General features: G+C 41.5%; 34 protein-coding genes and 1 pseudogene. 28 read left to right on the plus strand and 7 right to left on the minus strand.

Annotated features, from left to right (window positions below; all coding sequences use genetic code 11):
• Nucleotides 1-815 precede the first annotated feature (815 nt).
• Both ACJA3J_RS05505 and ACJA3J_RS05510 read left to right on the plus strand, forming a co-directional pair.
• Entirely contained in the window at nt 816-2,378 is a 1,563-nt protein-coding gene (locus tag ACJA3J_RS05505; RefSeq protein WP_406945712.1) for a GNAT family N-acetyltransferase, read from the plus strand.
• A gap of 16 nt (nt 2,379-2,394) precedes the next feature.
• The gene (locus tag ACJA3J_RS05510; protein WP_406946276.1) at nt 2,395-3,120 is read left to right on the plus strand and encodes an SDR family oxidoreductase; all 726 of its coding nucleotides are present in this window, start codon (nt 2,395-2,397) and stop codon (nt 3,118-3,120) included.
• 45 nt (nt 3,121-3,165) lie between these two features.
• Here the strand turns inward: ACJA3J_RS05510 and ACJA3J_RS05515 are convergent, their stop codons facing one another.
• A complete protein-coding gene (locus ACJA3J_RS05515) occupies nt 3,166-3,402 on the minus strand; it encodes a YhdB family protein (RefSeq protein ID WP_089653138.1) in 237 nt (78 codons plus the stop codon).
• Nucleotides 3,403-3,586: 184 nt separating this feature from the next.
• Here ACJA3J_RS05515 and ACJA3J_RS05520 point away from each other — a divergent pair, with 184 nt between their 5' ends.
• Together ACJA3J_RS05520 and ACJA3J_RS05525 are read left to right on the plus strand one after the other, a co-directional pair.
• Nucleotides 3,587-4,057: a hypothetical protein gene (locus tag ACJA3J_RS05520; protein WP_115894554.1), complete on the plus strand. Its 471-nt coding sequence runs from the start codon at nt 3,587-3,589 to the stop codon at nt 4,055-4,057.
• 127 nt (nt 4,058-4,184) lie between these two features.
• A complete protein-coding gene (locus ACJA3J_RS05525) occupies nt 4,185-4,727 on the plus strand; it encodes a YhcN/YlaJ family sporulation lipoprotein (RefSeq protein ID WP_089653142.1) in 543 nt (180 codons plus the stop codon).
• Nucleotides 4,728-4,748: 21 nt separating this feature from the next.
• On the opposite strand, the gene ACJA3J_RS05530 is transcribed toward ACJA3J_RS05525, so the two are convergent.
• Nucleotides 4,749-5,459, minus strand: a complete 711-nt coding sequence (locus tag ACJA3J_RS05530; RefSeq protein WP_406945713.1) for a class I SAM-dependent methyltransferase — start codon at nt 5,457-5,459, stop codon at nt 4,749-4,751.
• Between the two features lie 127 nt (nt 5,460-5,586).
• Here ACJA3J_RS05530 and ACJA3J_RS05535 point away from each other — a divergent pair, with 127 nt between their 5' ends.
• From ACJA3J_RS05535 to pyrH, 6 genes and pseudogenes are all read left to right on the plus strand, one after another.
• A complete protein-coding gene (locus ACJA3J_RS05535; protein ID WP_208599186.1) occupies nt 5,587-6,162 on the plus strand; it encodes a TetR/AcrR family transcriptional regulator in 576 nt (191 codons plus the stop codon).
• Between the two features lie 68 nt (nt 6,163-6,230).
• Nucleotides 6,231-8,438 (plus strand): YhgE/Pip family protein, encoded by a 2,208-nt coding sequence (locus ACJA3J_RS05540; protein ID WP_406945714.1) that lies wholly within the window; start codon nt 6,231-6,233, stop codon nt 8,436-8,438.
• 159 nt (nt 8,439-8,597) lie between these two features.
• Nucleotides 8,598-9,095: a GNAT family N-acetyltransferase gene (locus tag ACJA3J_RS05545; RefSeq protein WP_406945715.1), complete on the plus strand. Its 498-nt coding sequence runs from the start codon at nt 8,598-8,600 to the stop codon at nt 9,093-9,095.
• An 84-nt stretch (nt 9,096-9,179) separates the two neighbouring features.
• A complete protein-coding gene (locus tag ACJA3J_RS05550; protein ID WP_115894549.1) occupies nt 9,180-10,589 on the plus strand; it encodes a SpoVR family protein in 1,410 nt (469 codons plus the stop codon).
• A gap of 181 nt (nt 10,590-10,770) precedes the next feature.
• Nucleotides 10,771-11,307 (plus strand): hypothetical protein, encoded by a 537-nt coding sequence (locus tag ACJA3J_RS05555; RefSeq protein ID WP_089653154.1) that lies wholly within the window; start codon nt 10,771-10,773, stop codon nt 11,305-11,307.
• Between the two features lie 129 nt (nt 11,308-11,436).
• Nucleotides 11,437-11,841: pseudogene (gene pyrH / locus ACJA3J_RS05560) on the plus strand (UMP kinase); the annotation flags it as partial.
• Nucleotides 11,842-11,875: 34 nt separating this feature from the next.
• Here the strand turns inward: pyrH and ACJA3J_RS05565 are convergent.
• From ACJA3J_RS05565 to ACJA3J_RS05580, 4 genes are all read right to left on the minus strand, one after another.
• Nucleotides 11,876-13,270 (minus strand): recombinase family protein, encoded by a 1,395-nt coding sequence (locus ACJA3J_RS05565; protein ID WP_406945716.1) that lies wholly within the window; start codon nt 13,268-13,270, stop codon nt 11,876-11,878.
• Between the two features lie 16 nt (nt 13,271-13,286).
• On the minus strand, nt 13,287-13,820 hold the full coding sequence (locus ACJA3J_RS05570; protein ID WP_406945717.1) for an ImmA/IrrE family metallo-endopeptidase: 534 nt from the start codon (nt 13,818-13,820) through the stop codon (nt 13,287-13,289).
• An 86-nt stretch (nt 13,821-13,906) separates the two neighbouring features.
• Nucleotides 13,907-14,710: a hypothetical protein gene (locus ACJA3J_RS05575; protein WP_406945718.1), complete on the minus strand. Its 804-nt coding sequence runs from the start codon at nt 14,708-14,710 to the stop codon at nt 13,907-13,909.
• A gap of 60 nt (nt 14,711-14,770) precedes the next feature.
• A complete protein-coding gene (locus tag ACJA3J_RS05580; protein WP_406945719.1) occupies nt 14,771-15,127 on the minus strand; it encodes a helix-turn-helix domain-containing protein in 357 nt (118 codons plus the stop codon).
• Nucleotides 15,128-15,281: 154 nt separating this feature from the next.
• Here ACJA3J_RS05580 and ACJA3J_RS05585 point away from each other — a divergent pair, with 154 nt between their 5' ends.
• Together ACJA3J_RS05585 and ACJA3J_RS05590 are read left to right on the plus strand one after the other, a co-directional pair.
• The gene (locus tag ACJA3J_RS05585; protein WP_406945720.1) at nt 15,282-15,524 is read left to right on the plus strand and encodes a helix-turn-helix transcriptional regulator; all 243 of its coding nucleotides are present in this window, start codon (nt 15,282-15,284) and stop codon (nt 15,522-15,524) included.
• On the plus strand, nt 15,525-15,668 hold the full coding sequence (locus ACJA3J_RS05590; protein ID WP_406945721.1) for a hypothetical protein: 144 nt from the start codon (nt 15,525-15,527) through the stop codon (nt 15,666-15,668).
• Here ACJA3J_RS05590 and ACJA3J_RS05595 read toward each other — a convergent pair.
• Nucleotides 15,658-15,840, minus strand: coding sequence for a hypothetical protein (locus ACJA3J_RS05595; RefSeq protein ID WP_406945722.1), 183 nt, complete (start codon nt 15,838-15,840; stop codon nt 15,658-15,660). The two genes, ACJA3J_RS05590 and ACJA3J_RS05595, sit on opposite strands and share 11 nt — an antisense overlap.
• A gap of 70 nt (nt 15,841-15,910) precedes the next feature.
• Between ACJA3J_RS05595 and ACJA3J_RS05600 the strand changes: the two genes are divergently transcribed.
• The 16 genes from ACJA3J_RS05600 (at nt 15,911) to ACJA3J_RS05675 (ending at nt 25,386) form a co-directional block, all read left to right on the plus strand.
• Nucleotides 15,911-16,600, plus strand: coding sequence for a BRO family protein (locus tag ACJA3J_RS05600; protein WP_406945723.1), 690 nt, complete (start codon nt 15,911-15,913; stop codon nt 16,598-16,600).
• A gap of 214 nt (nt 16,601-16,814) precedes the next feature.
• Nucleotides 16,815-17,336: an XRE family transcriptional regulator gene (locus tag ACJA3J_RS05605; protein ID WP_406945724.1), complete on the plus strand. Its 522-nt coding sequence runs from the start codon at nt 16,815-16,817 to the stop codon at nt 17,334-17,336.
• Nucleotides 17,333-17,602 (plus strand): YqaH family protein, encoded by a 270-nt coding sequence (locus ACJA3J_RS05610; protein WP_406945725.1) that lies wholly within the window; start codon nt 17,333-17,335, stop codon nt 17,600-17,602. Before ACJA3J_RS05605 ends, ACJA3J_RS05610 begins: the two co-directional genes overlap by 4 nt.
• A 583-nt stretch (nt 17,603-18,185) precedes the next feature.
• Entirely contained in the window at nt 18,186-18,383 is a 198-nt protein-coding gene (locus ACJA3J_RS05615) for a hypothetical protein (protein WP_406945726.1), read from the plus strand.
• On the plus strand, nt 18,349-20,328 hold the full coding sequence (locus ACJA3J_RS05620) for an AAA family ATPase (RefSeq protein WP_406945727.1): 1,980 nt from the start codon (nt 18,349-18,351) through the stop codon (nt 20,326-20,328). Before ACJA3J_RS05615 ends, ACJA3J_RS05620 begins: the two co-directional genes overlap by 35 nt.
• Nucleotides 20,328-20,594 (plus strand): hypothetical protein, encoded by a 267-nt coding sequence (locus tag ACJA3J_RS05625; RefSeq protein ID WP_406945728.1) that lies wholly within the window; start codon nt 20,328-20,330, stop codon nt 20,592-20,594. The genes ACJA3J_RS05620 and ACJA3J_RS05625 overlap by 1 nt, the downstream gene beginning before the upstream one ends.
• Before the next feature lie 19 nt (nt 20,595-20,613).
• The gene (locus ACJA3J_RS05630; protein WP_406945729.1) at nt 20,614-21,546 is read left to right on the plus strand and encodes a recombinase RecT; all 933 of its coding nucleotides are present in this window, start codon (nt 20,614-20,616) and stop codon (nt 21,544-21,546) included.
• Nucleotides 21,546-22,247, plus strand: a complete 702-nt coding sequence (locus tag ACJA3J_RS05635; protein ID WP_406945730.1) for an MBL fold metallo-hydrolase — start codon at nt 21,546-21,548, stop codon at nt 22,245-22,247. The genes ACJA3J_RS05630 and ACJA3J_RS05635 overlap by 1 nt, the downstream gene beginning before the upstream one ends.
• A 194-nt stretch (nt 22,248-22,441) precedes the next feature.
• Entirely contained in the window at nt 22,442-23,209 is a 768-nt protein-coding gene (locus ACJA3J_RS05640; RefSeq protein WP_406945731.1) for a DnaD domain-containing protein, read from the plus strand.
• Nucleotides 23,210-23,220: 11 nt separating this feature from the next.
• The gene (locus tag ACJA3J_RS05645; RefSeq protein ID WP_406945732.1) at nt 23,221-24,030 is read left to right on the plus strand and encodes an ATP-binding protein; all 810 of its coding nucleotides are present in this window, start codon (nt 23,221-23,223) and stop codon (nt 24,028-24,030) included.
• A gap of 1 nt (nt 24,031) precedes the next feature.
• Nucleotides 24,032-24,202, plus strand: coding sequence for a hypothetical protein (locus ACJA3J_RS05650; RefSeq protein ID WP_406945733.1), 171 nt, complete (start codon nt 24,032-24,034; stop codon nt 24,200-24,202).
• Nucleotides 24,199-24,366 (plus strand): hypothetical protein, encoded by a 168-nt coding sequence (locus tag ACJA3J_RS05655; RefSeq protein WP_406945734.1) that lies wholly within the window; start codon nt 24,199-24,201, stop codon nt 24,364-24,366. The genes ACJA3J_RS05650 and ACJA3J_RS05655 overlap by 4 nt, the downstream gene beginning before the upstream one ends.
• A 10-nt stretch (nt 24,367-24,376) precedes the next feature.
• A complete protein-coding gene (locus ACJA3J_RS05660; protein ID WP_406945735.1) occupies nt 24,377-24,598 on the plus strand; it encodes a hypothetical protein in 222 nt (73 codons plus the stop codon).
• Nucleotides 24,599-24,611: 13 nt separating this feature from the next.
• On the plus strand, nt 24,612-24,821 hold the full coding sequence (locus tag ACJA3J_RS05665; RefSeq protein ID WP_406945736.1) for a hypothetical protein: 210 nt from the start codon (nt 24,612-24,614) through the stop codon (nt 24,819-24,821).
• Nucleotides 24,818-25,237 (plus strand): RusA family crossover junction endodeoxyribonuclease, encoded by a 420-nt coding sequence (locus ACJA3J_RS05670; RefSeq protein WP_406945737.1) that lies wholly within the window; start codon nt 24,818-24,820, stop codon nt 25,235-25,237. The genes ACJA3J_RS05665 and ACJA3J_RS05670 overlap by 4 nt, the downstream gene beginning before the upstream one ends.
• A complete protein-coding gene (locus ACJA3J_RS05675) occupies nt 25,234-25,386 on the plus strand; it encodes a hypothetical protein (protein WP_406945738.1) in 153 nt (50 codons plus the stop codon). The genes ACJA3J_RS05670 and ACJA3J_RS05675 overlap by 4 nt, the downstream gene beginning before the upstream one ends.
• Nucleotides 25,387-25,652: the final 266 nt, after the last annotated feature.

Here is a 25,652-nt window from a genome sequence, read left to right on the forward strand (position 1 = left end):
TGCGTCCTGTGGGGTCTCACCAAGCACTTTTTTCCCTTAGATATCCGGTTCCGGCGCCTAGCGGCTAGTGAGACTTCCCTCGCTTCTGTACGATAAGTCAACATCGAATCACTTCGTTCTTCGTGTTTCCTTTATCTCCGCCAGCTCAGTCCAGTCCATACGCCGCTGATCAAGGCGCCTGCACACTTAAGGTAGGAGTCTCCCCATTCCCCTCCGCCCCTTTATCCAATAAGTGTCTCGAAACCACTTACGGTATAGGATGTTTTTACTGACAAGGAAAGTAGAGCTATATGAATTCCCATAACCGCTATTCTGGATAAAAAGCTTGCTATAGAGCGCTTAATTACTATAAATCAGGAATTGTGAAAGACATTCATCCTCGGGAAAGGGGTTCGTTTCACATATGCATCGAATGGGGTGGTTGGGAAGCTGCGAGACTCCCGTGGGAGAAAGGAGATAGGCGAGATCCCGCAGGACGAAGTGAGGAAGCTTGCCACTCCCCCACAGGAAAGTGTTCAAATGCGGAACCGCCTTGGTAGACACGACTGGCATAAGCCGAACAGCAACGGAATGTGCCTTTTCATTCCTTTGCTGTTCGGCTTATGACGCGAGTGTCTGGGCGGTGGAGCTAGACGAGTAGCTTCCCAGCCACCCCTAACGCTCAACACAGCAAACGAACCCCGAAAAGTCTCGAAATCGAGTCTTCCACAATCCTGCCATATAGTTGAATAACTTTGTTAAAAACTAGACAAGAAGGATAGAGGTTGAGTACGATGAAAATGGTTGAATGATCATGATGAGGAGAGGAAGATTAGATGTCGAAGCTTGATCTGACTCAGTATGAAAAGAAAATGATTGTTAGAAACATGCAGGATAAAGATATCGAACAGATTTTTAAGTTACAAAAAGTTTGTTTCCCTGATATGGATCCATGGAAGAGGGAACATCTGGAGAGCCACTTGACACATTTTCCGGAAGGGCAATTTGTCGTTGAGTTTGATGGGAAAATCATTGGAAGCTGTTCAAGTTTGATCGTTAATTTTGATGAATATGATGATAAACATACGTGGGATGACATTACAGATGAAGGGTATATCACGAATCATGATCCAGACGGGTACAATCTGTATGGAATTGAAGTGATGGTCCATCCTGAATACAGAGGGATGAAAATAGGAAGACGTTTATATGAAGCAAGGAAAGAATTAGCCCGCGCGTTGAACTTGAAGAGTATCATCATCGGAGGACGTATTCCGAACTACCACAAGTACGAAGATGAAATGTCCCCACGTGAATATGTGGAGGAAGTCCGCAATCAAAACATTTATGATCCTGTCCTTACCTTCCAAATCATGAATGGCTTTACTGTCATGCGGATCAACCCTGATTATCTTCCGGATGACGAGCAGTCTTTGAAGTATGCGACGCTGATGGAATGGAATAATATTGATTATCGTGCCCGTACAAAACGCTATTTTAAGACAAGTCATCCAGTGAGAATTATGGTCATCCAATATATGATGAAAAATATCGTTTCCTTTGAAGAGTTTGCAAAGCAATGTGAGTATTACGTAGATGTTGCTGCTGATTACGGATCTGATTTTGCGGTATTTCCCGAAATTTTCACTACGCAGCTTATGTCCTTCTTAGAAGAAAAAGTCCCGTCTCAAGCCGTTCGTAAATTGAGTGCATATACCGAAGAGTATATTGAAATGTTCACACACCTTGCTGTGAAATACAATGTGAACATTATCGGCGGGTCCCACTTCGTGGAGGAAGAAGAGCAGATTTATAACATATCTTATCTATTCAGACGCGATGGTACGATCGAAAAGCAATACAAAATTCACGTAACACCGAACGAACGGACATGGTGGGGCATTCAGCCTGGAGATGCGGTCAAAGTCTTTGATACGGATTGTGGCAAAATCGCGATTCAGATTTGTTATGATATCCAGTTTCCTGAGCTCGCTCGCTATGCAGTCGATCAAGGAGCGAACATTATTTTCGTCCCGTTTTGTACGGATGACAGACAAGGATACTTACGTGTACGTTATTGTGCCCAGGCTCGTGCGGTCGAAAATCAGGTGTACACCGTTATTGCAGGTACGGTAGGAAATCTGACGCAAGTGGAGAATATGGATATCCAATATGCACAATCGGGCATCTTTACTCCATCGGACTTCGAATTTGCCCGTGATGGAATTATTGGTGAATGTAATCCGAATGTGGAAACGGTCGTTGTTGGAGATGTTGATTTAGAAATACTGAGAAGACAGCGGAAGTCAGGAACTGTCCGGCAGCTACGGGACAGACGTCGGGATTTATTTGATCTTCGATTTAAATTAGACACAGAAGAAAAGCCAGAACGAACGTAAGGGAGGAATTTTGATGATGTTGGACAAACAAGTGGCTATTGTTACAGGAGCTTCAAGAGGAATCGGAAAAGAAATTGCTTTCCAACTCGCTGAAAAAGGGGCTTATTTATCCATCATAGGCAGCTCTGAAGAAATTCACCAAACGAAGGAAGATTTAAAGAAGCAAGGGCACACAAACGTTTTGGCTTATATGGCCGATGTCAGTGATGAAAACGAAATCGACCAGGTGGTGGAAGGGACCAAGAAAGCGTATGGCAAAGTAGACATTCTTGTCAACAATGCTGGAATCGGTGATTTTAAACCAATTGAAGAAGTGACGGTAGAAGAATGGCGTCGTACGTACGATATCAACGTACAGGGTGTATTTCTCGCGACCAAAGCCGTTCTTCCTATCATGAAAAAGCAACAGTTCGGTACGATCATTACGGTCGCCTCTGATGTCTCTCGATATACGATTCCAGAAGGTGGTGCCCTATACACATCCACAAAATACGCTGTTCAAGGGTTTATGGGGTCACTCGCTCAAGAAGTGAGAAAAGATGGCATCCGGGCAGGTACCATCAATCCTGGAATGGTGGATACTTATTTTGCGAATGGGACTAAAGGCGATCCTGAAAAATCAGAATGGCTCAAGGTTCATGATATTGCGGAAGCCGTCGTCTACATGGCGCTTGCGCCGAAACATATGGTCATTGATGAAATGCATCTCCACCCGCTCATCCAAGATTACCCACGGGTATAAATGAAGACCAGGTCATCCAAAAAATGGATGACCTGGTCTGTTTATTTATGTGAAAAAGCTGGGCTCTAGTGTAGTCGCTTGAGCATGATCGATATAGCTTAACAAGGCTTCGTGAGATTCCAGCATTTCGCTTTGTTTGCTCGGATAATAAGCCGAGTGAAGGAATGTTTCGATCTTTTTAGAAAGAAATTCATCCCTTGTGCGTACCATGAGGACGAGCAAGTCGTCCCATTGCCCCCAGATCATGAAGTGCAGGGCTTTGTCGTAATCATAGTGATTCATTGGATGACACTTCCTTTATGAAAGGAGTGGTCTTATTATCCCCGCGAGCGTTCTTACTCAATCAGAGAGTTCGTCACAGTTCTGGGAATCCCGACACATTTTTGCTTTTTTCTTCCGCAAAGCATTGGAAATTTTGTTATGATAGTATGGAAAAGTTTTGCTTTTGACGGAAGGAGTCTTCGTGATGTCAGAAAAAAATCTGCTTTATGCAAATGTGGGGTGTGTCATCTTATTGGGATTGTTATTATTCCTGGGCTTTGTAACAGCTGAAGCTGATGCCACCCAACAGGTGATGATTCTCATTTCGGAAATCATTGGAGGAATAACCCTGGTTGTTGCCATTCTTTCTCTTTTTTACATAAAAAGTGATCAACGGTTTCTCCCTCTATCCATTTTATGTTTTTTAGCTCCCTGGTTGTTGTATGGGATCGGTTACGAAGTAGGGTTTGATGCTGCAACACCTTATACGTGGATATGGTTTATTGGATTGTACATTCTTCTAATTGCGGGCTTTATCTTTATTCGGATCGGTTATAAAAAAATAGAGGGTCATTATAAACTTGTTTCTGCTTTCCTTTTATTTATTAACGCTATTTTTTTCGTTTATTTAATTTTCATTCAAATATGGTGGAGCATCCCGTTTCTGAATAGCTAATCCTCAGTTCTCATTCAACTGAGGATTTTCTTTATATGCAAGCTGACTTCCTGTTTTTAGCAATCGCATATTTGCCTTCCAACCACACATACTAACCGTAAACATGGATGGAAGGAGGTTGAAAAACATGAAGATCAAAGTATTAGCCATCGGTCTTTTAGCAGCTGGATCTCTTGTCGCCTGCCAGGCGGAACAAGAAGCTGGTGACAATGGCAACTACAACGGAGTAGAAAATACAAGCTTCGAACGTACAGCTGATGACATGGCCGAAAATGGTCAAAAAGCGAACCAGTATGACAATGATCGCGGAATGGTTCATAACACGAATTATAAAGTGGCCAAGGATGCAGCAAACCGTATCGAAAAGAATGTCGATGGCGTGGATCGTGTATATGTGCTGAAAACACGCGATAATGCCTATGTAGCGGCAGAGCTTGATAATCCTAAAGGAGACAAGAACGAAGTCTCTGATGAAATGGAAAAGCAAATCAAAAAAGCAGTCAAAGCATCGGACCAGGACATTAACAATGTTTACATTTCAACAAATCCAGATTTTGTTGACTTGACGAACAATTATGTGGAAGACTCTCAAAACGGTGAGCCTGTCACAGGATTTTTCCGTGAATTCGGAGAAATGGTTGACCGGATTTTCCCTGACCAACGTTCATAATAAAGAAAAGCCAGGACTTTTTTAAAGTTCTGGCTTTTCAGCTTTTAAGATCATGAAATTAGGCTTTGTTGAAACTTTATGAAATCCTTCTGGGTGTACTTTTTTAAATTCCAATGTAGGCTTTGGCTCGGAGAGTTTGATGAAATGAAAATGATCCGTCACTGAGGAAATAATCTCCTCAAGCGGACGTCTGTAGAAAGTCACCGGAATTTTTTCTCCATCAACTGTCCATTCATCTTGGATTTCATGGCAGGCATAATAAGAATCCACCTCATGGTTCATATAATCCATGAACGGATGATGGGTAGAGAAAAGAAGGGTGCCTCCTGGTTTTAATGTGCGATGGAACTCCTGAAAAATGGGTGCCCAATCTTTTATGTAATGCAGAGTGAGTGAACAGATAATAAGATCAAAGGATCTATCATCCATTGGCAGAGGGTCTGTTAAGTCGTGAACGAAAGCGTGGACCTTGGCATTTCCTGCTCTCCGCTTGGTTGCGGCAATCATCGAAGGACTGAGGTCTATCGCTGTGACGTCTGCATCTTGATCGGCCATGTAACGCGCATACCATCCTGCTGCACAGCCTGCATCCAAAACTTTTTTCCCTTGAAGATCAGGGAGTAGATCGACCATGGCCGGACGTTCAAGATAAGCATTGTAGGGCTTTCGGTCAACGTCGAATTCATAATGCGAAGATAAATGCTCATAGGAGTGGAGGACATTCTTTTTCATATGAAAACTCCCTTCTGTTCTTATTTCTTTCAGTGTACCTCAAAAAAAGGTTGCAACTCTAATAAAAGAGCGTATAATCAATTCTGTAGTAAAAATGACTAATTCGTTCAAATGGTCAGGTGGTGAGATTGATATGGATAGAAAAGAAGAAATTCGTGACGCTGCACGTCAATCTTTTTCCATCTTGGGTTATAAAGCGACAACGATGGATCATGTCGCCAAAGCCGCTAATGTAGGAAAAGGGACGATTTATAACTTCTTCCGAAACAAAGAAGAACTGTTTCAGGACATTATCGCGGAACTCCTTTTGGAAATGAAGAGAAAAGCTGAATCCGTCATGGATGACGAACAATCCCTGAAAGAAAATGTACATCGATCACTGGTCGAATTGCTTCAATACCGTAAAAGCCATCAATTGACAGTGAAACTCGTGTACGAAGCTCGTGAAATAGGAACGGCAGCTGTGAAGGAAGCCCTTCAAAATATAGAGTCTCTAATTTTGGATTATCTAAAGGAAAAAGTTATAGCAGCGGTGGCAGAGGGAGATATTCGCCAATGTGATCCGGAAATTACAGCATTTATGATGTTGAAGTTATACACGGCACTGATTATTGATTGGGAAGAAGGACATGAGCCTTTATCTAAGGAAAAGATCCTTCATTTATTTGATGATTATGTGTTCAAAGGATTGTCACCCGAATGATGGTCCTCTTTTTTTGCACGAAAATGACCAAATGAATATTTTAGTCATATGTTATTGGAGGATGGAAAATGAATGGTTGGAAACTTTGGATCTCAGAGTGGAAACATATCGGAAAGAACAAAAAAGTACTCGTACCGTTTTTAGCGGTGCTTCTTATACCGCTGATTTATAGTGCCATGTTTTTGTGGGCGTTTTGGAATCCTTATGGCAGTATGGATCAATTGCCCGTAGCCATTGTCAACCTTGATGAAGGGGCGGAGTTCAGTGGAGAGCCTCTTCAAGTAGGGGAAGAGTTCGTGAGTCAATTAGAAGACAGTGGTGATTTTGAGTACCATCTCGTTTCAGAGGATAAAGGTTATGAAGGTCTTGAAAAGCAAGAGTATTATATGCTTGTGGAGATTCCATCCAATTTTTCTGAGTATGCTACAACGGTGATGGATGATACGCCGAAGCCGTTGCAGTTGAAATACGTACCGAATGAAGGGTTTAACTTCCTATCTGCCCAAATCGGAGAATCGGCAACAGAAAAAATGAAAGCTAAATTATCCAGTGAAATGACAGAAACCTATGCGAGTGCTATGTTTGAGCAGTTCAATGTACTTCAAAAAGGTTTAGCAGAAGCAAGTGAGAAAGCAGGAAGCCTGGACCAGGGAGCGGCCGATTTGGACCAGGGAGCCAAACAATTGGAAGAAAAATTAAAAACATTCTCGGAGAAACAACTGGAGCTTGCAAGTGGGACGCAAACGCTGCGGAACGGTGCGTCTGATTTGGCTGCCGGGTCGTCTGACTTGAGTGATGGACTGGGAAGATTACAAGAAGGGTTTTCGCAACTTGAAAGAGGAACAGCTGATGCCCAAGGTGGCGCGGAAGACTTACAAGAGGGCATAGCTCAATCTAAAGAAGGAGCCGAATCTTTAAGCGAAGGCATCTCTTTGATGGTTGAAAAAACGTCTCCGTTAAAAAGTGGCGCAGAAAAGCTTAATGAAAGTATGGTCGGGTTGAATCAAGGCGCAGGTCAGGTATCCTCTTCTGCCCAACAGGTGGCTGAAGGTATCACTAGTCTAAGAAAAGAGATGGTTCCTTTAGTTGAAACCATGCCTGAAGAACAACAAAAAGCTCTTCTCCAAAAGATTGAAGACCTGGAGGCTGGAGCTGGCAGCCTTGTTCAAGGAGCAAGTTCTCTCAACTCAGCAACAGCAAGTGTCGTCGAATCTACTGGGCCGCTGACCGGGGGAATTCAAGAACTCCTCAAGGCACAAACTCAACTGCAAAAAGGGGCTGATTCACTAGTCGCTGGTCAAACGAATCTCTATGAAGGATCCGTCAAGCTTTCCGATGGGCAAGAGAAGTTGGGGAACTCTATGGGTCGCTTTTCTCAAGAACTGGCCAAAGCTCAGGAGGGAGCTGTGAAAGTGGCCTCCGGAGCATCTGACATCAATCAAGGAGCGAGTCGGATCTTCGATGGGTCCAACCAGCTGGCTGACGGTTCTAGGCAACTTCAAGAAGGAGCAGGTGATTTGTCAGAAGGGACAAATGCATTAACAGCCGGAACGAAAGAGTTCGAATCGAATCTAACTACAGCTTCATCGGAAGCGAATGAGGTGAAAGCTGATGATGAGACAGGAGAAATGATGGGATCACCTGTAGGTGTGGAGAAAGAATCCCTTAATCATGTGCCGAATTACGGTACAGGCTTCACCCCTTATTTCTTGTCACTAGGCTTATTCGTAGGCGCATTGTTAATTACGATTGTTTACCCTGTCCGTGATCCCGTAGAAAATCCGAGAAGCGGGCTTGGGTGGTTCTCGGCGAAATTTGGTGTCTTGTTTGTGGCTGGCACCATTCAAGCTGTGATTGCGGCAAGTGTGATACTGTATGGGTTGAAACTAGAAGTTACACATGTAGGGTATTTCTATTTGTTCAGTATCCTCACGAGTTTGACCTTTATGACGTTGGTACAGATGCTCGTGACTTGGCTCGGGGACCCAGGAAGATTCATGGCTATTTTGATTTTAATTCTTCAACTGACGACGAGTGCAGGGACCTTCCCTCTAGAATTGATTCCTGAACCGTTACAATGGTTTAATCCACTTTTACCTATGACTTACTCAGTGGCTGGATACAAATCCATCATATCCGATGGCAATTTCGCCTTCATGTGGCAGAATGCTTCTATTTTGACAGCTTTCATTTTAGGAGCTTCCGTACTATCGGTCATGTATTTTGTATTGAAAAATCGAAAACTAAACGCTTCCCTTCAGGAGGAGGCCGTATAAAAAGAGAGCTTTTAGCTCTCTTTTTTTATTCAGGCTCCTTAGAATATTGTAGTCTTTTTTTAGGGGAAAGCACCGCTGTCATCAAACAGGTGAAGTAAGAAAGAGAGTGACGTTTCCCATCCATTATTCTGATAAAATGTAAAAAAGGGGGATTTGAAAATGATTAGAATGGCGGAGGTCTGTGATGCGGCAGACTATAGAAATCTCATTGAGAATCTGGAGGCAGAATCCGATTTTTTACTGTTTGGTAAAGGCGAAAGAAAATCCACCATAGAACAGGTGGAAGGCTTGATTCAAAAGGTGGAGAAAGAAGAAAATTCTACGATCTTCCTATCCGAATTAAACGGGGAAGTCATCGGGCATGTCACCGTTTTTGGCGGGGGTGCACCAAGGATTTTACATACAGCGAGCGTAATTACGGGAGTATTGAAGGAATTCCATGGCCAAGGATCCGCTAAGGAGCTTTTCCTTCGTCTATTTGAATGGGCGGAAGAAAAAGGAGTGATAAGGCTTGAACTTACGGTTATGGTCCATAATGAAAGAGCTGTTCACTTTTATGAAGGCATGGGTTTTGAAAAAGAAGGAGTGAAGAGACAGTCCCTTATCGTCAGTGGAAGGCCTGTCGATGAGTATGTCATGGCTAAAATTCTAGTATAGGGGACAAGAAGATGGTCTGAACCTTCATGTTCGCTGCTTTACCCTCATATAGTAAAATAAGCGAAATCGAAGGAGGGGGCATCTTTGAGACCAGATGACCAAAAGAAGCTCGAATATGCGATCAGAGAAATAACAGAAATCGCTAAAGGTTTCGGGCTTGATTTCTACCCAATGCGTTACGAAGTCTGTCCTGATGATATTATTTATACATTCGGAGCGTACGGGATGCCGACACGCTTTTCCCACTGGAGCTTTGGAAAGCAATACTACAAGATGAAGCTACAATATGATCTCGGATTAAGCAAGATTTATGAACTTGTCATCAACTCGAATCCTTGTTATGCCTTTTTGCTGAATTCAAACAGTTTAATCCAAAATAAGCTGATTGTTGCCCACGTCCTGGCTCACTGTGATTTCTTTAAAAATAATGCCCGGTTCCAGAATACGAAAAGGGATATGGTTGAGAGTATGGCGGCGACTGCGGAACGAATCGCTACTTACGATAAAATATATGGCAAACATGAGGTCGAATCATTCCTTGATGCTGTCCTTGCCATTCAGGAACATATTGATCCATCTCTCGTCCGGCCAAAACTCGCCTGGTCCATGGACGAAGAAGAAAGTGAAGAGAAACCGCTTCAAACAGAATATGATGATATCTGGAAGATCGACGAGTCTTCATCAGAGGAGCAGCCAAGGTTTAGAAAGAAAAAGAAATTTCCACCAAGGCCTGAGAAGGATTTGCTGCTTTTTATTGAACAGTACAGCCGTGAACTTGAGGACTGGCAACGGGATATCTTGACGATGATGCGGGAGGAAATGTTGTATTTCTGGCCACAGTTGGAAACGAAGATCATGAACGAAGGATGGGCTTCTTACTGGCATGCGCGAATTTTAAGAGAAATGGATTTGACGAGTGATGAGTCTATTGAATTCGCTAAACTCAATGCGAGTGTTGTGCAGCCTAGTAAGACCCAGCTGAACCCGTATTATTTAGGGTTGAAGGTTTTTGAGGATATTGAAGATCGGTATGACAATCCGACGGAGGAAATGATCAAACACGGGATCGAACCCGGTTCAGGAAGAGAAAAAATGTTCGAGGTTCGGGAAATAGAATCGGATCAAAGCTTCATCCGCAATTATTTAACGAAAGAACTAGTTCGGAGAGAGGATTTATACCTTTTCCAAAAACAAGGGCAAAAATATAAAATAACAGATAAAGATCATGAGGCGGTCCGCGATCAGCTTGTCACCATGAGGGTGAATGGAGGATTCCCATATATCACTGTCCAGGATGGTGATTATGTGAAGGGTGGGGAACTTTACTTAAAACACCATTATGAAGAAGTTGAACTCGATGTCGGGTATTTGGAAAAAACACTGCCTTATGTTTATCAGCTGTGGGGGCGGAATGTCCACATAGAAACGAAAGTTGAGGGACGGGATGTTGTTTTCAGCTACGGTGGTAAAAAAGTACAGAAGAAATATCTATAGAACGTAAACTGCTCTTTTAAAAGAAAGAGCAGTTTTTTTGTGCGTTTGAGCATGTCAGAGACTTAATAGACTTAATCGGTAAGAAATCGACAAAACCTCTCCCTTCATTTGACAACGTCGAGAAAAGGAATTTGATATAATGACGGTAAGATTTACCTTCCTATAAAAAGAGGTGAAATGGATGAAAAAAGTGCGCGTGGCTATATTCGGTTTGATTGCTGTATTGATTGCCGCTGTCTTTTTTTATGTAGACAACAAAGAGGTCAACGCACTGAAAAACAACCAGACCTATCCGATGGTGGAAGCCCCCCGACAACACCCCGAACCTATTACGGTTTCTTCTCAGGAAATTGGGGATACGAAAGTCCATTTGACCAAGCTTTACAGCAGGAACGATGCAAAAGGACTATATCTTGGAATGTGGTATGGAGACAGAAATGCGGTGATGAAAAATAAGGAAAAGGATTGGTTGAGAGAGAAAGGTCATATAGAATTTTTAGTAAAAGCTGTCGATTCCAACGGCACCACGTATAATGGACACACGATTGGCACCAAGGAAGGCACGTTCACCACGTTCCGGTATATCCAATTTGATGACTTCCGCTATGACAAGGAGCTGGACGAGCTTGATTTGGCTTTTTATCCTATGATGGATGATGGTAAGGGAGGGGTCCCCTACGAACATCCCTGGTTGGAAACCACTGTAGAAGTGGAATGATTAAAGCTTGCCAGCGCATAAGATAGCATTGAAGAATGTTAGTGGAAAGGTTCTTTTTATGCTGAGCTTAGACACAGGTCTAGGCTCTTTTTTTCGAATAAACAATGGTCAATGAAAAGGGGACTCCTAATGAGATATTCTCGTGTCTTACTAAAAATTAGTGGTGGTGCCTTGAAAGGGGACAGCAAGGACAGCTTCGACAATCAACGACTGGACCATATCGCAAACGAAATTCTCTCGCTTCTAGAAAGTGGAATGGAGGTTGCGGTCGTCGTCGGAGGTGGCAATATCTTCAGAGGTAGAACCGCTGAAGACTGGGGGATTGAACGGGTAGAGGCTGACAATATAGGTACAATCGGCACGATTATTAATAGTCTGATGCTAAGGGGTGTGTTGAAGAAAAAATCAAAAAAAGAAATTCGGGTCATGACTTCCATACCAGTGGCAAGTGTAGCTGAGCCGTATATTCGTTTGAAGGCTTTGCATCACCTGAGTAAAGGAATGGTCGTCATTTTGGCGGGAGGGAACGGGCAAGCTATACCACCAAAAGTACAACTTGACCCGTCAATTATTGGATACTTTCGAACCAAATCGGCTTAGGTCTTCCAGGAGCATATCCAGCTTTTTCATCTCCATTCACAATAATCTTTTCGAAGATCGTATTGACCAACATCTTCTTTTCCTCATCATTCATTCCTTTCCAAAGCTCGGGTAAATCATAAGCCAAATTAACAACGACAGGGTTACTTGCTGTTTTAGGTTTGGCTTGTGCCTCCAAATCTTTCTCCTTTTGACGTAACTCATTTATATTAGCGTTCAATTCCTCAATAGAAATCAGATCGTTGAGGTACATATCTTTATACTTTTTCATTCTTCTCTGTATGAACTGAATCTGCTTTTCAATATCATCGTGATCAGAGTCTACTTCAGTTGCTTCCTTCATCACACCTTTGATGAAATTATCATAATTGGAAAGAAAATAACCTTCAATATGTTCTTCCGTGAAAGCAATCATCTTGCAGCCATTTGAATTACCAGTACAACGATAGCGCTTCTTACCTTTGGATTTAGTCCCGACGATAGGTGAACTACACCGTGAACAACGTAAGACACCGCTAAAGATGTAATCGTTCCAGCGGATTTTCTTTTGGCCGGCGCGTTTCTCTAACACCTCTTGTATGAAAGCAAATGTTGAATCATCAATGATTTTAGGTTGTGGGCCTTCGTATAAGGTTTGTTCGGAAAAAGGCTTAGTAGTTCCGTCTTTCCCTTCATTAAAACGGAACTTTCCGATGTAAAATGGATTCCGTGCAATGTAATGAACAGCATCTTTACGCCACTGATCACCACTACGTGTTTTATATCCCATGTCATTCAACATTCTTGCCACTGAGTTAATCCCACGACCAGCTATAAGTTCAAACACTTTTTCTACAACCTTCGCTTCCTCTGGAACAATTTTAAATGTCCCTTCGTGATAGGTATAACCGTAGGGGACCGGTCCGCCAGACCAGCCACCTTCCATAAGACGTCGCTCCATCCCGAACCGAACTCGCTCTGCCAGGTTCTCGCGCTCCCACTGTGCCATAGCAGCAACTAACGTAATAAACAGTCGACCAGTTGCTGAGGTGGTATCATAAACCTCTGTGGCAGATTTAAAGCTACATTGATTCTTATCTAAGGTTTCAAGGAGTTCGTATAGATCGACCACTGAACGTGTAAGCCGATCTAAGCGATAAACCAGGACGACATCGATTAAATCTCTCTCAACATCACGCAAAAGTTCTTTAAGCTTGGGACGATTCAAATCTTTAGCTGATTCACCTTCATCACGATAAATCTTTGCTACTTCCCAATCTTGAGACAAAGCAAAAGCCCTTAGCTTTTCTTCTTGTGCCCGTAGAGAGAAACCTTCAGTTGCTTGTTCTAATGTACTGACTCGGACATAGATTGCCACTCTCATATATAGTTCCTCCTTTTTAATACCATAAATTAAGAATGCGATCTCGTTCGGTACATTTTCTCTGCATTTCAATTAAATAACGCTCTTCTTGTCTCTTGTTCTCATATTGCTTTAAACGTTTAACGGCCACTTCGGCCGTTACTTTGAATGTTTTTTGAATCAAACGTGTCGCTTTATATATATCAAAGGGAATATCCATTTCCTCTAGCATGAATGTCGGTACACAAAAGTGAAAAGCAAATGCATCAGCTTTCCATTCCTGGTATTCTCTAAAAAGTTCTGGCATCCCATATTGCTGGCCACAGTCCATTAGTACATGAGCCAGTTCATGACCGAAATCCAATTTTTGTTCATTTTTAGAAAGTGCGTTGTTCAAGAAAATGTATCCTTTCTTTTCTATAACCATCGCTTCACTTGGTTTCTCCCAGTATTCTAAATCAATATCCAAATTTCTGGCGATTAGTTCAATGTCTAATTGATCAGGTTTCGACACTTGAATTGAATTTAGGAGTTTAAAAACGTAGTTTTCTAATGAAGTATAAAGAATCATATTGACCCACCTTTTAGGAACGTATGTTCGGTTTCGCGGTAAAAAGAAATGCGTATTTCTACGCATAAACATAAAATTATATTCTATTATTTAATACCATCTTTCTCTTTTGCCTCTTCCCAGCTTAATACCTCAAATTCAACCCTTTTTTCTTCTGAGGTATTTTCATAAGAAGCAGTGTCGAACACAGGTTCTAAAATTAGTTTTATATTATTAATCTCTTTTTCAGCGTCGTTTAGTATCCACCAAACTTGCCCCTCTTTTGTAACTTTACCGTAAAAATCACCACCGACTTCACCGGAAAGGAAGAGATCTGACGTTACCTGTTCCCCGGTGTCAGTAACAATCGTTGATTGGTTTGGGTGGAAAGAAACATCTTCATCGGAAGTATTTTCGGCAATCATATCCATTACTACAACTTTTACTTTATTTTTTCCGTTGAACAAATTCTTCATTTCATCAATAGGTTCGATTTGCATTACACCTACGCTACCTATAGTTAATTTCATGCTTCCCATTTCTATCGGTATAAGTGGATCATCTTCGTTTCCATTTATCCCGACCTCTTCGCTATAACCAACTCCAGTGATTTTGATATCTCCGAATTCTGGGTCAGTCATTTCTCCATTTTCGTCCACTAAAGATCTTATGGAGCTTTCATCTGTATCACTTTCATTACTTGTTGCTTCAACTTCTTCGCTTTCAGTGTCCTGACTCTCCGACTCATCTGCTTTAGAATCACTAGAAGAATCTTTTTCCTCGGTTGGTGGTACTTCGGATTGCTGTTCTTCTCCTCCAGACCCATTAGCCTCTGCGCCATCTCCCCCGGCGCATGCTGCTAAAGCAATAATTAGAAGGCCTAAAGATAAAACTGTTAGTAATTTTTTCATAATTTCCTCCCCAGAAAATTTAATTACTTCAGATTTAACCTCATTATAATATAACTTACATTACTTTTTTTTATCTTTTTTCTTGATGATTTCCCACATAGCTCGTAGCTTTTCTAAATCTTCTTCATCTGATTGCGGCAGTTCACGGTAAAAGCGATCTAATTCCGGATTGTTCGCGAACGCTTTAAATTCTTCTTCCTCTGATAAATGAGGTGTGTCTGATCTTCCTAATAAATAGTCCGTGGTCACCATTAAAGAATTTGCAATTTCAATGAGGATGTCAGGTTCTATTTTTTTCTGGTAACCAGATTCAATTTTATTCATCTTAGTTTGTGAAATATTTACTTTATGTGCTAATTCTAGTTGCTGAATGCCTTTTTCATCTCTGATTTTTTTTATTCTTTTCCCTACATCCATATAACCACCGTCCTGTTGCCTATTTTACGGTTTCTAAAAAAGAAATCAATATTTTATTCTAAAAAAGAAACTTTTAGTGTTGACTTTCTGTTTTAGAATAATTATACTTGGACTAAGATTTCTAAAACAGAATATTTGAAAGGAGGTTTACACGATGAAAATCAACCTTGAATTAATCAAAAAGACCAGGAGTGAACGCGACTATACAATATATGACCTCGCGGAACATCTAGGATTAAGCGATGGATCTCAATACTGGAAAAGGGAAAATGGTCATTACAAATTTAAAGCTGATGAGCTAATCCTTATTTCCCAAAAATTTGATATTCCAATTGAGAAACTTTTTTTATCGACCGATTATTCTAAAACGGAAATTTTGTCTAAGGAGGTGATCTAGGTGAATGAAACCGTTGAAAAGGTCATAACCGAATTGTCTAACTACATTATAGATATTCGAAATGGTAATTGCTCCAGCGAAGAGCTGCAACTCTTGCCGGAGCTAGTAAGTTCTTTAGCTAAGTTAAATAGTTCTAATCTTTAACAGGGTTTGAGACCACTGAATAAATTTCTTTGTAGTAATTATTCAATTCAGATACTTTTCTTTGGTTGTACACTTCAAGATCCTCATCGCTTTTTTTCGCGAACCTTAGAACTTTTTCTTCAACCATTTTCATTAATAGTTCTTTAGCAATCTCTTTATTTTGATCAGCCAATATTGGCACCTCCCTTCCGACATACACCATTCGACAGAAAGGGAGAAATTACCTTTAAGGATGTGAATATATGAATCAACTAACTGAAATGTTCGATAACCAAGAACTAAGAATTGTTCAACAAGACGAAGAATCATTTTTCTTACTAAAGGATGTATGCGAAATTCTAAGCCTCGGAAACCCAAGGCAAGTAAAAACACGGCTGGAAGATGAAGTCATTTCAAATTACCCCATCCAAGATTCACTAGGTAGAACTCAACAAGCAACATTTGTAAATGAAGATGGTCTTTACGATGTCATTCTCGATAGTCGAAAACCTGAAGCGAAACGATTTAGAAAATGGGTCACTTCAGAAGTGCTTCCTTCGATTAGAAAAACAGGCGAATATTCCAATGTCCGTGTCCTAGACGAACGCCAATCCGTTATCCAGTCAATGAAACTTACTATAGAAACTTCCGAGCGTCAGGATGAAATGCAGAAAGTCGTTAATCAACATGCGACAGATATCGGTGAACTGAAAACAAAAGTGGATGAACAAATCACACTGCATCACGGCGAACAACGCCGTCTTCAAAAAGGTGTAGCTCGCCGGGTGTACGAGTTCACTAATGATAAGAAAGAAGACAGTCGGTTGTTCAGAGAAGCCTATAGAGAAATTAAAGATCGCTTTGGAGTAGCGAGTTATAAAGATGTGAAGCGCAAGGATCTACAAAGCGCCATTGCATATATCGAAAACTGGATTCCAAGGCAGGTGAGTTGAATGTCTCTTAAACCAGTTGTCCTAACAGAAGGTCAAAACAAAGCGATTCTCCGGATTGTGGAAAAACACCTGACCAGGATTCACGGCCGCCCAATAAAGTTGGAAGAATCGAGATCTTCTAAACAAAAGAAAGCTCAGTGACTTTTCTTACATCTAGATTAACACCATGACAACTAAATATTGGTACCTCTTACGGTACAAAGGAGTGATTGAAATGAAGAGGAGCAAAGCTGCTCGGATGATGAAAGAGGCGCGGGTGCATAGCGGTAAAACTCAGCAACAACTATCGATGGACATGTTCCAATCACGTGAGTATGTAGCCAAGCAAGAGAATGGAGAAAGAAAGATTACTCCATCAACAGTCCAACATTTCACAGAGAAAAACAACAATCCATGGTTGGCTCTTGAAGCAGCCTTTGAATACACAGGGTGGGGAGTAACACGAATGGATGGACCGGCTGTAGACCTTCATCGTTCAGCCGTCAGAGAGAAAGCAATGGAAGAATTGCGTGAGGCTATCGTAGCGATGGAAAAAGTGAAGCTAACCAAGAATCCTTCCTTTACTCAATCGTTCGAACTCCAAGACATAGAACAATCAGCAAGAGAGCACATCGATGTTATTGGAGCATCAATCACTTATGTCGCAACGCTTTGTGAGCAGTATGGATTGAGTTGGACCCAGCTTTGGGAGGATCACCATCGAAAACTTCAATCAAGGGGGTACGTCACGTCATGAACAATTTGAATAATTACTTACCAAAAGATGTAGAAAGAGCAGCACAATTAACGAAAAAGTTTTGGTCACAGATGAAGGAGCTTGAAGAACAATTCACTCAAGGAAACATCGATAAAGCGAAGTATTCAGCAACTCAGATTATTCACGTCGCGAAAGATTTGGAGTTTCTTAGAGAAAGAAAAACTAACCACGATAGGCTCAGAAAAGTTGCCGTGGATATGGAGAATCAAGGGATTACGGTGGCGATCGTGAGACATGCCAAATGAGGAAAATCAACAGCACCAATGTCACGATCTGGATCATGTTCATTATAAGTCTATCAATCTTATATCTAGCTTTTGTAACTACGATTTAGGAGGCTCCAAGCCATGTATGGAAATAAGCAAAAAAATAGTCACCTGGATGGCCGTCCAGATGACTTTAACAGGAACATAAACTTAGTAACTCCAATATACCATGCATGTTAGTCGCAGAGCAAGGTATAGAGGGCGACAGGTCAGCCTGTCGTTGAGACCGGGAACGCCCCCCTATTGAAAGATGTCATCCTTTCATCCCGTTCCTGGTTTCAACGATGCGCTGGCATCAGAAAGAAGGTGAATTATGGAATTAGTAAAGTTAGATCAATATTCATGCATGAATGGTCTTTGTAGGAATGAGTTCTGGGTGAAAGTTGATGTGGATCCTGACCGGTGTCCATATTGCGGTGATGCTATTGAATTCGATTATGAAGCAAATGTAGCTACAGATGAAATTAGCGCATAAAAAAATCCACGCGGCAACGTGGATAACTTGGGTAAATATTCTTCTTCCATTATGCCCTAAATTGAAAAAAACGACAAGGAGGGCCATATGAATTTTTACGCTGAACAGCTAAGAAAGGGACGGAATGACGTTCCCATTGAGGTCAGATACGCAATTCTTTGTCAGATGATTGCGAATGATCCAGAGGATTCAAAAGATGATTTGGTCGCTTTAACAAATGAATATCAAAAATTGAAAGGGAGTGCTGTTAGTGCAAAACCTGCAACTGAATACACTGTCGCTTAAAAACTTTAAGGGAGTTAAAAAGTTTGTTGTTGAACCAGATGGCCAGAACGTTCGAATTTACGGGGACAACGCTACTGGAAAAACAACCCTGTTTGATGCTTTCACTTGGCTCTTGTTCGGCAAGGACAGCCAAAACAAGAAGGATTTCTCCATTAAGACTTTGGATGCTGCTAATAAAGTGCTTCATAATCTCGAACACGAAGTTGAAGGTGAGTTCTCACTAAACGGTACTCTTTTAAAGCTTCGGAAATTTTACACAGAGAAATGGACCAAGAAGCGAGGGTCTGCATCTAAAGAGTTTACCGGCCATACGACAGACTACTTCGTTGATGATGTGCCTAGTAAGAAAAAAGAATTTGAATCTAAGGTGTCTGAAATCATCGATGAGGATGTCTTTAAACTACTTACTTCTCCAAGTTATTTCAATGAACAATTGCACTGGCAGAAACGTCGTGAGCTTCTGTTAGAGATTGCAGGTGATGTAACAGATGAAGAAGTTATTAAAAGCAATCCTAATCTGAAAAAGCTCCTAGATTTCCTAAACGGTCGCAGTATTGAAGACCATAAGAAAGTCATTGCAGCTAAGCGTAAAGAAATAAATCAAGAACTTGATCGTATCCCTGTTCGAATTGATGAAGTCAATCGCTCAGTGCCTGATATTAGTGAACTGGATCAGCAAGCTCTGAATGATGAAGCGAACCACATCCAGTCTCTAATTGATGATAAGCAAGAGGAAATCACTCGTATCAAGAACGGTAGCCAGGTAAGCGAGAAACAAACGAAGTCTCGTGAGATTGAAGGACAGCTGCTTGAAATTAAAAACAAACAAGCTGACTTGAACCATAACAAGACCAGCGGTAAACGGAATAAATTGAACGGATTAGCCAGAGAAGTGGACAGCCTTCAAAGAGATATTGATAAGAGAGAGCATGCAGTCAAATCGAACAGAGACCAACAAGAACAATTGGATAAAGAAATGAAGGAGCTCCGGGAGCAATATAACAAAATTAATGCTGAAGAATTCGAATCCAATCACGAAGAAAATTGCCCTACATGCGGACAATCACTTCCTGAAGAGCAAATTCAGGAGGATCATGAAAAAGCTAAAGCTGAATTCAATAAGAAAAAGGCGAACAAGCTTGAATCTATCAATGAACAAGGTATCCAGAAGAAAGAGAGAAAAACGGCTCTTGGTGTTGAGAATGGCAACCATGACACTGCTCTAATCAATCTTAGATATGAACTTAAAACGAAAGAAGAAGAGTTGGAGAAAGTGAATGAAGAACTCCAGCAACTTGAATCTAATACAACAGACTATCAAGAGCTTCCTAATTACAAAGCGAAATTGGAAGAAAAGCAAGCTGTTGATCAAGAAGTTGGTCAATTGAGAAACAATGTACAAGAATCGGTCGATAAGGCTCAGTCGGAGCTTGAGGACCTTCGACGTGAAAAGAGTGCTATTGATCAAGACCTAGCGAAATTCGTTCAATTGGCGTCCAGTAACAAGCGAGTGAAAGAACTGGAAGCTGAACAAGAGAAGCTTGGTGAAGAATACGAGCAATTAGAAGAGCAGCTATATCTAACAGAAGAATTCATTCGATCTAAAGTGAACCTATTAACAAGCAAAATCAATGATAGATTCAATCAGGCGAACTTCAAGTTGTTTAAAGAAAACATCAATGGCGGCTTAGAAGAGACCTGCGAGACGTTGTATGACGGTGTTCCGTACAGTTCCGGACTAAATAATGCAGCGAGAATCAATGTCGGTCTGGACATCATCAATACTCTATCTGAACACTATGGCATCCAGGTACCGATCTTCATTGATAACGCGGAAGCTGTCACTGATCTAATCAATCTGGACACACAGACCATCAGCCTGGTAGTAAGCGAACCAGATAAGAAACTAAGAGTCGAATATGCAGAAGAATTGGAGTTGGTCTAATGCCGGAATTTGATGTAATCAAAGCTCTTAAAGCCCAAGAAAAATATTGTGAGGAGTCAGGTGCTCCTCACTTTGCTCCCAAAGGTGGAAGCTGTTGGAACTGCAGGAAAAACATTTATGAACATTATCATTGGAAATTTGATAAAGGGAACCGATCTCCTGCAACTGCAGAAGAATCAAATATGAGAACAGGGATTTCAGTAAAAGAAGCTGCATCCACGTTAGTAACTGGATGCCCTCACTGCAATCGAACTTATTGTGATTAATAAATTGGAGGCGATTTAATTGAGTCAAAACAAACAAGAACTAGCAATGATAAAGAAAGATACCGTCGATGTGGTAGCTGGTAAAGTCAAACAATTTCAAGAGAAGGGTGAGCTTCACTTTCCAGCCAATTACAGCCCTGAAAATGCCATGAAAAGTGCTTGGTTAAAACTCCAGGAGGTCAAAGCGAAAAGCGGTAAAGATTATGTTCCTGTTCTACAACATTGTACGAAAGACAGTGTAGCAAACAGCCTTCTGAACATGGTTGTGCAAGGGTTGAATCCTGCAAAAAACCAAGGGTATTTCATTGCATACGGTAAGTCCCTGACTTTCCAACGGTCTTACTTCGGAACTATGGCTGTAACAAAGCGAGTGACTGGAGCTAAAAGTATTGATGCAGCTGTCATTTATGAGGAGGATAAAGTCGATTACGAAATGAAGGCAGGTAAGATCACAAGCCTCTCTCATAAACAACAATTCAATAACATTAACAAGGATAAAATCACAGGTGCTTATTGCATCATTACTCTTCCGAATGGAGAAGAGTACACCGAATTGATGACTATGGAAGAGATCCGAAAAGCTTGGAGCAAGTCCCAGATGTGGGGCAAGGAACAGACAAAAGAAAAAGAAGGCAGTACGCATGATGAATTTAAACAAGAAATGGCCAAGAAAACGGTTATTAACCGCGCTTGTAAGAAGTTCATTAACTCCAGTGATGATAGCAGTTTAGTCATTGATCACTTCAATCAAACGGATGAATCAGTAGAAGAAGCTCAGGTCGAAGAGGAAATCAACAGTAACGCAAACGGGGATTATATCGATGTTGAGTACACGGAACCTGAACCGGATCCAGAACCAAAGCAGGTGGATGAATCCAATGATGAGAGTTTCCAGCAAGCTATAGATGACTTTGAGAAAGAACAGCAAGCAACGTCAGGACCGAGCTTTTAATGATTGAAGTCAAAGCCCTCGCTTCTTCCAGTAAGGGGAACTGCTATCACATTACGGATGGCAAAACCCCCTTGCTCCTAGAAGCAGGAATCAAATTTAAAGAGATCCAGAGGAAGTTAGACTTCCAGACTTCCAAAATCAAAGCTTGCCTGATTACTCACGAGCATAAGGACCACTGTGCAGGAGTTCAGGACATGCTTAAGAACGGAAAGAACTGCTACATGTCCAAAGGGACGGCAGAGGCCATCGGTGTTGAGGGACCCCGAGTAAAGCCTATAAAAGCAAGAGAATCATTCACGGTCGGAACATGGACCATCATGCCCTTTGAGGTCGAACACGATGTATCTGAACCATTGGGGTTTCTACTGGCTAATGAGGACGGAGATAAGCTCTTATTTGCCACTGACACCTATTACATTCGATACAAGTTCAAAGGCCTCACACATATCCTCTGTGAGTGCAATTACAGCTTAGACATACTTAACAAGAATATTGCAGCCGGCTATGTTCCGAAAGTGATGAAAAAGAGACTATTACGTTCGCACTTCAGCTTAGAGAACGTCAAAGAATTCCTGAAGGCGAATGATCTACAGAAGGTTAGAGAGATATGGTTGTTGCACCTCAGTGACAACAACAGCGACGAGAGACGATTTAAAGATGAGATACAAGCATTGACCGGAAAGCCTGTGTACGTGCCATGAACCAAAAGACAATAGCCATTCCTCATATTTACGTCTGGATGGTTGAAGGGACCAGCTCACCAGGGCAGCTATTCAAACGTTACGTGCAAAGTTACGTGAGAAATACTTGCCCTGGATGGGAGCTGGTGAAGATTCAGAAGATGGACGCCATTATTAAGAAAAAATAAAGCCTATTAAAGGAGGGAGGAGGGCTGATGCAGGGATGGATTAAATTACATCGCAAGCTGCTCCTGAGTGATATTTTTCAAAATGAAAAGATGCTCAAAGTATTTATTTATTGCCTCACTAAGTGCTCACACAAAGAAACTGAGGTAAGGATCGGGAAGCAAAAAGTTCTCATTAAACCTGGTCAATTTGTCTATGGAAGAAAGAAAGCAAGCATTGAAATGAACATGAAAGAGTCCACCATCAAAGATTACATGAACACTCTAAAAGAAGATGGAGTCATAACAGTAGAATCCACCAACAAATACAGCATCGTAACCGTTGTTAAATGGGGGGATTATCAATCTCATGATGATGATACCACCAACAAAATGACAGCAGAATACCAACAAAATGACAGCAAAATACCAGCAACGCACCAACAGAATACCACATACAAGAATGTAAAGAACTTAAAGAATGATAAAGAAGAATTAGATGATGATGAAAAGGGGACCGAAAATCCGCACACGTTCTATGAGCAAAACTTTGGAATGCTGAAACCATTCGTCAGTCAGAACATCACGGAATGGTCTAGCGAAATGTCTGACGAGCTTGTGGTCGCATCTATGAAACTAGCAGTGAAAAACAACAAGTCACACTTTGGGTACTGTGAAGCGATATTAAGAGACTGGCAATCAAAAGGCGTTCAGTCATTGGAAGATGCTCGTGCGGTACAAAAAAGCATCCAGCCAACAAATCAATCTAATGTAACGCCGATCAGGAAGACAGAAAAGAAATATAACTATGGATTTTAGGAGGGGAGCCATTGGAAGGATTAACTCATGAAGGACAGATCAAGCCACCTAAAAAACATGTCACTGGATCATACACATGTGAAGGCTGCGGGCAATTTGTTGAGGAAAGCCAAATGGAGATTCCGGTGGGGCCTCGCAAGGGAGAATGGATTGAGGTAGCTGCTGGATGCAAATGTGAAGATATCGCTCTCGCTCAACAAACTTTGAAGCAGAGAGATGAAGCTATATTGAAAAAGACCTTCAAGGTTTTTGATCAGCACTCTTTGATGAATAAGTCGCTGCAGAAGGCAACCTTTGATAGTTACCAACCACCTACAGCCAAGCTAAAACAAGCGAAAGATGACCTGCTTGATTACGCCAACAACTTCACGGAAGACTCTAGCAATCTTCTGATTGCAGGACCATACGGAACAGGAAAGAGTCACCTGGCTGTATCCATAACAAAGCGGCTCATGGAGCAGGGAAGAAGATGCCTGTTCTTATCAGTACCAAAGCTTTTCACCAAAATTAAACAGACCTACAACGATGATAGTGAGTTCAGTGAGAACCAAATCTTAGAGCTCATTCAAAATATGGATCTCTTAGTCTTGGACGACCTTGGTACAGAGTACACCAATGCCAAAGACGGTCAGAACAGCTGGGGTCACACAAAGTTGTTTGAAGTTTTGGATGATCGGTCGGGGAAACCAACGATTTTCACAACGAACCTACCTAGTGATCAATTGGAAAAGAAGCTGAACGAACGAAACTTCTCCAGGCTCATGGATGGAACGGAAATTATAAAAATGGACGGACCTGATTACCGTCGGAAGGGGTTTTAAAATGTGTGAGATATGCCACGGAAGAGGAGTCCGTTACGATTACGACCACTCAGCTACTTATGTGAACCCTTGCCCGAATGCTGAGTGTCGGTTGGCGGCTCAGGAACGGTCGAAGAAAGAAATCAAGCGACTCAAGGCTGGCTTAGCAAAGCAGAAGGAAGTGTCTGCATGAAAGTCAGTGAGCTAGATTATAAAACCAAGCACGTAATTGATCAGCTAAACGCTATGGGTTTCACGGATACAGATGGGCTCAGTTACGACGAACTTGTGAGCAAGCTAGCAATGGCCCGGGCGATGGAAGTGGATGTTACCAGTGATCAAAATAAATGGTTCTAGGAGGGGTTGAATGGGCAAGAAAGACCGTCCACTTTGCAAAATATGCGGGAAGCGTACCAACCAGTACACCTGGAAGACTGGACTTTGCTCCAAATGCTGTACGTCCGCAAATAAAGCTAGACATGCTGCGAAGCAAGGTGCACTGTCTTTAGAAATTATCGAAGGTGAAAATCCTGGAGTACGGATGAAGAACGGTGATGGAGAAACTCTTTTTGAAAAACGGATTAAATAAAGGAGCGTAAATTATGAATCTATCAAATGAACACTCTCATGCGGCTCCTACACAATTATCGCGAGGTGTCGCTGAACGAAAGCAGCAGCTTATTCACAGGCTTTGGACAATGGGATATACAGAAGATCGTGTAGGTAAGAAATCAGAAGATATGACACTCACAGAGCTGGAACAGATACACATCAATTTGAATTGTCAGAAGGCTAAGGAGTTGGAGTTATGATTTCGTTCACTGTTCTGGGGGAGCCGGTTGCTCAAGGTAGACCGAGGGCCGGCAAAAGCAAAAAAGGAAAAACGATTCTTTATGATCCGAAGAAATCCAAGGACTTTAAACAGTATGTCGGACTGGTCGCTTCTCAACATGCTCCATCAGAACTTTTAGAGGGGCCACTGAACGTCCGAGTTAAAGTGTATAAGCCTTTACTCAAGAACTTCTCGAAGAAGCGTACAGCAGAGGCTGAGGCAGGATTATACCGTCCAGTGACTAAGCCGGATGTCGATAATTATGCTAAGGGTATTAAGGACGCTTTGAACAAAGTGATTTGGAACGATGACAGTCAGGTAGTGGAGTTTACAATCAGCAAGTGGTATAGCTCTAAGCCAAGGATTGAGGTTGAAATAAGCGAGGTGGTTGTATGAATGCGAAACAGATGATCAATTATATGAAGAGTTTAGAACCAGGTGAAATGGACGTTTTTAAGTTGGAAGGGGCGTTCTTTGAAGTTAAAAGACTGGATCTAGAAGACGAAAATGAAGTGATGGAAAGTATTAAAAATGCTCCGAGATAATTTTAAAGTAAAAGGTTACAAAGTCATTAGATGAATGACTCCCAGAATGAAGAGAAAGAGAGCGATAATCAAAAAAGAGAATATTAAGAGTAGTTTCATTGAGGCAACCTACCTTCGCCAAAAGCTTTACATGTAGAGGTTTTATTATTTCTTCTTATCATATTTATGAGTGAAATATAATAGAGCACCTAAAATTAAAAAAGCGCTAATTAAAATAACAATGCCTATATAATCATCGCCACCTAAAAGCTCGAAATATAGAAAAA

The organism is Halobacillus sp. SY10, from assembly GCF_045401165.1.
GTDB classification, from domain to species: Bacteria; Bacillota; Bacilli; order Bacillales; family Halobacillaceae; genus Halobacillus; species Halobacillus aidingensis.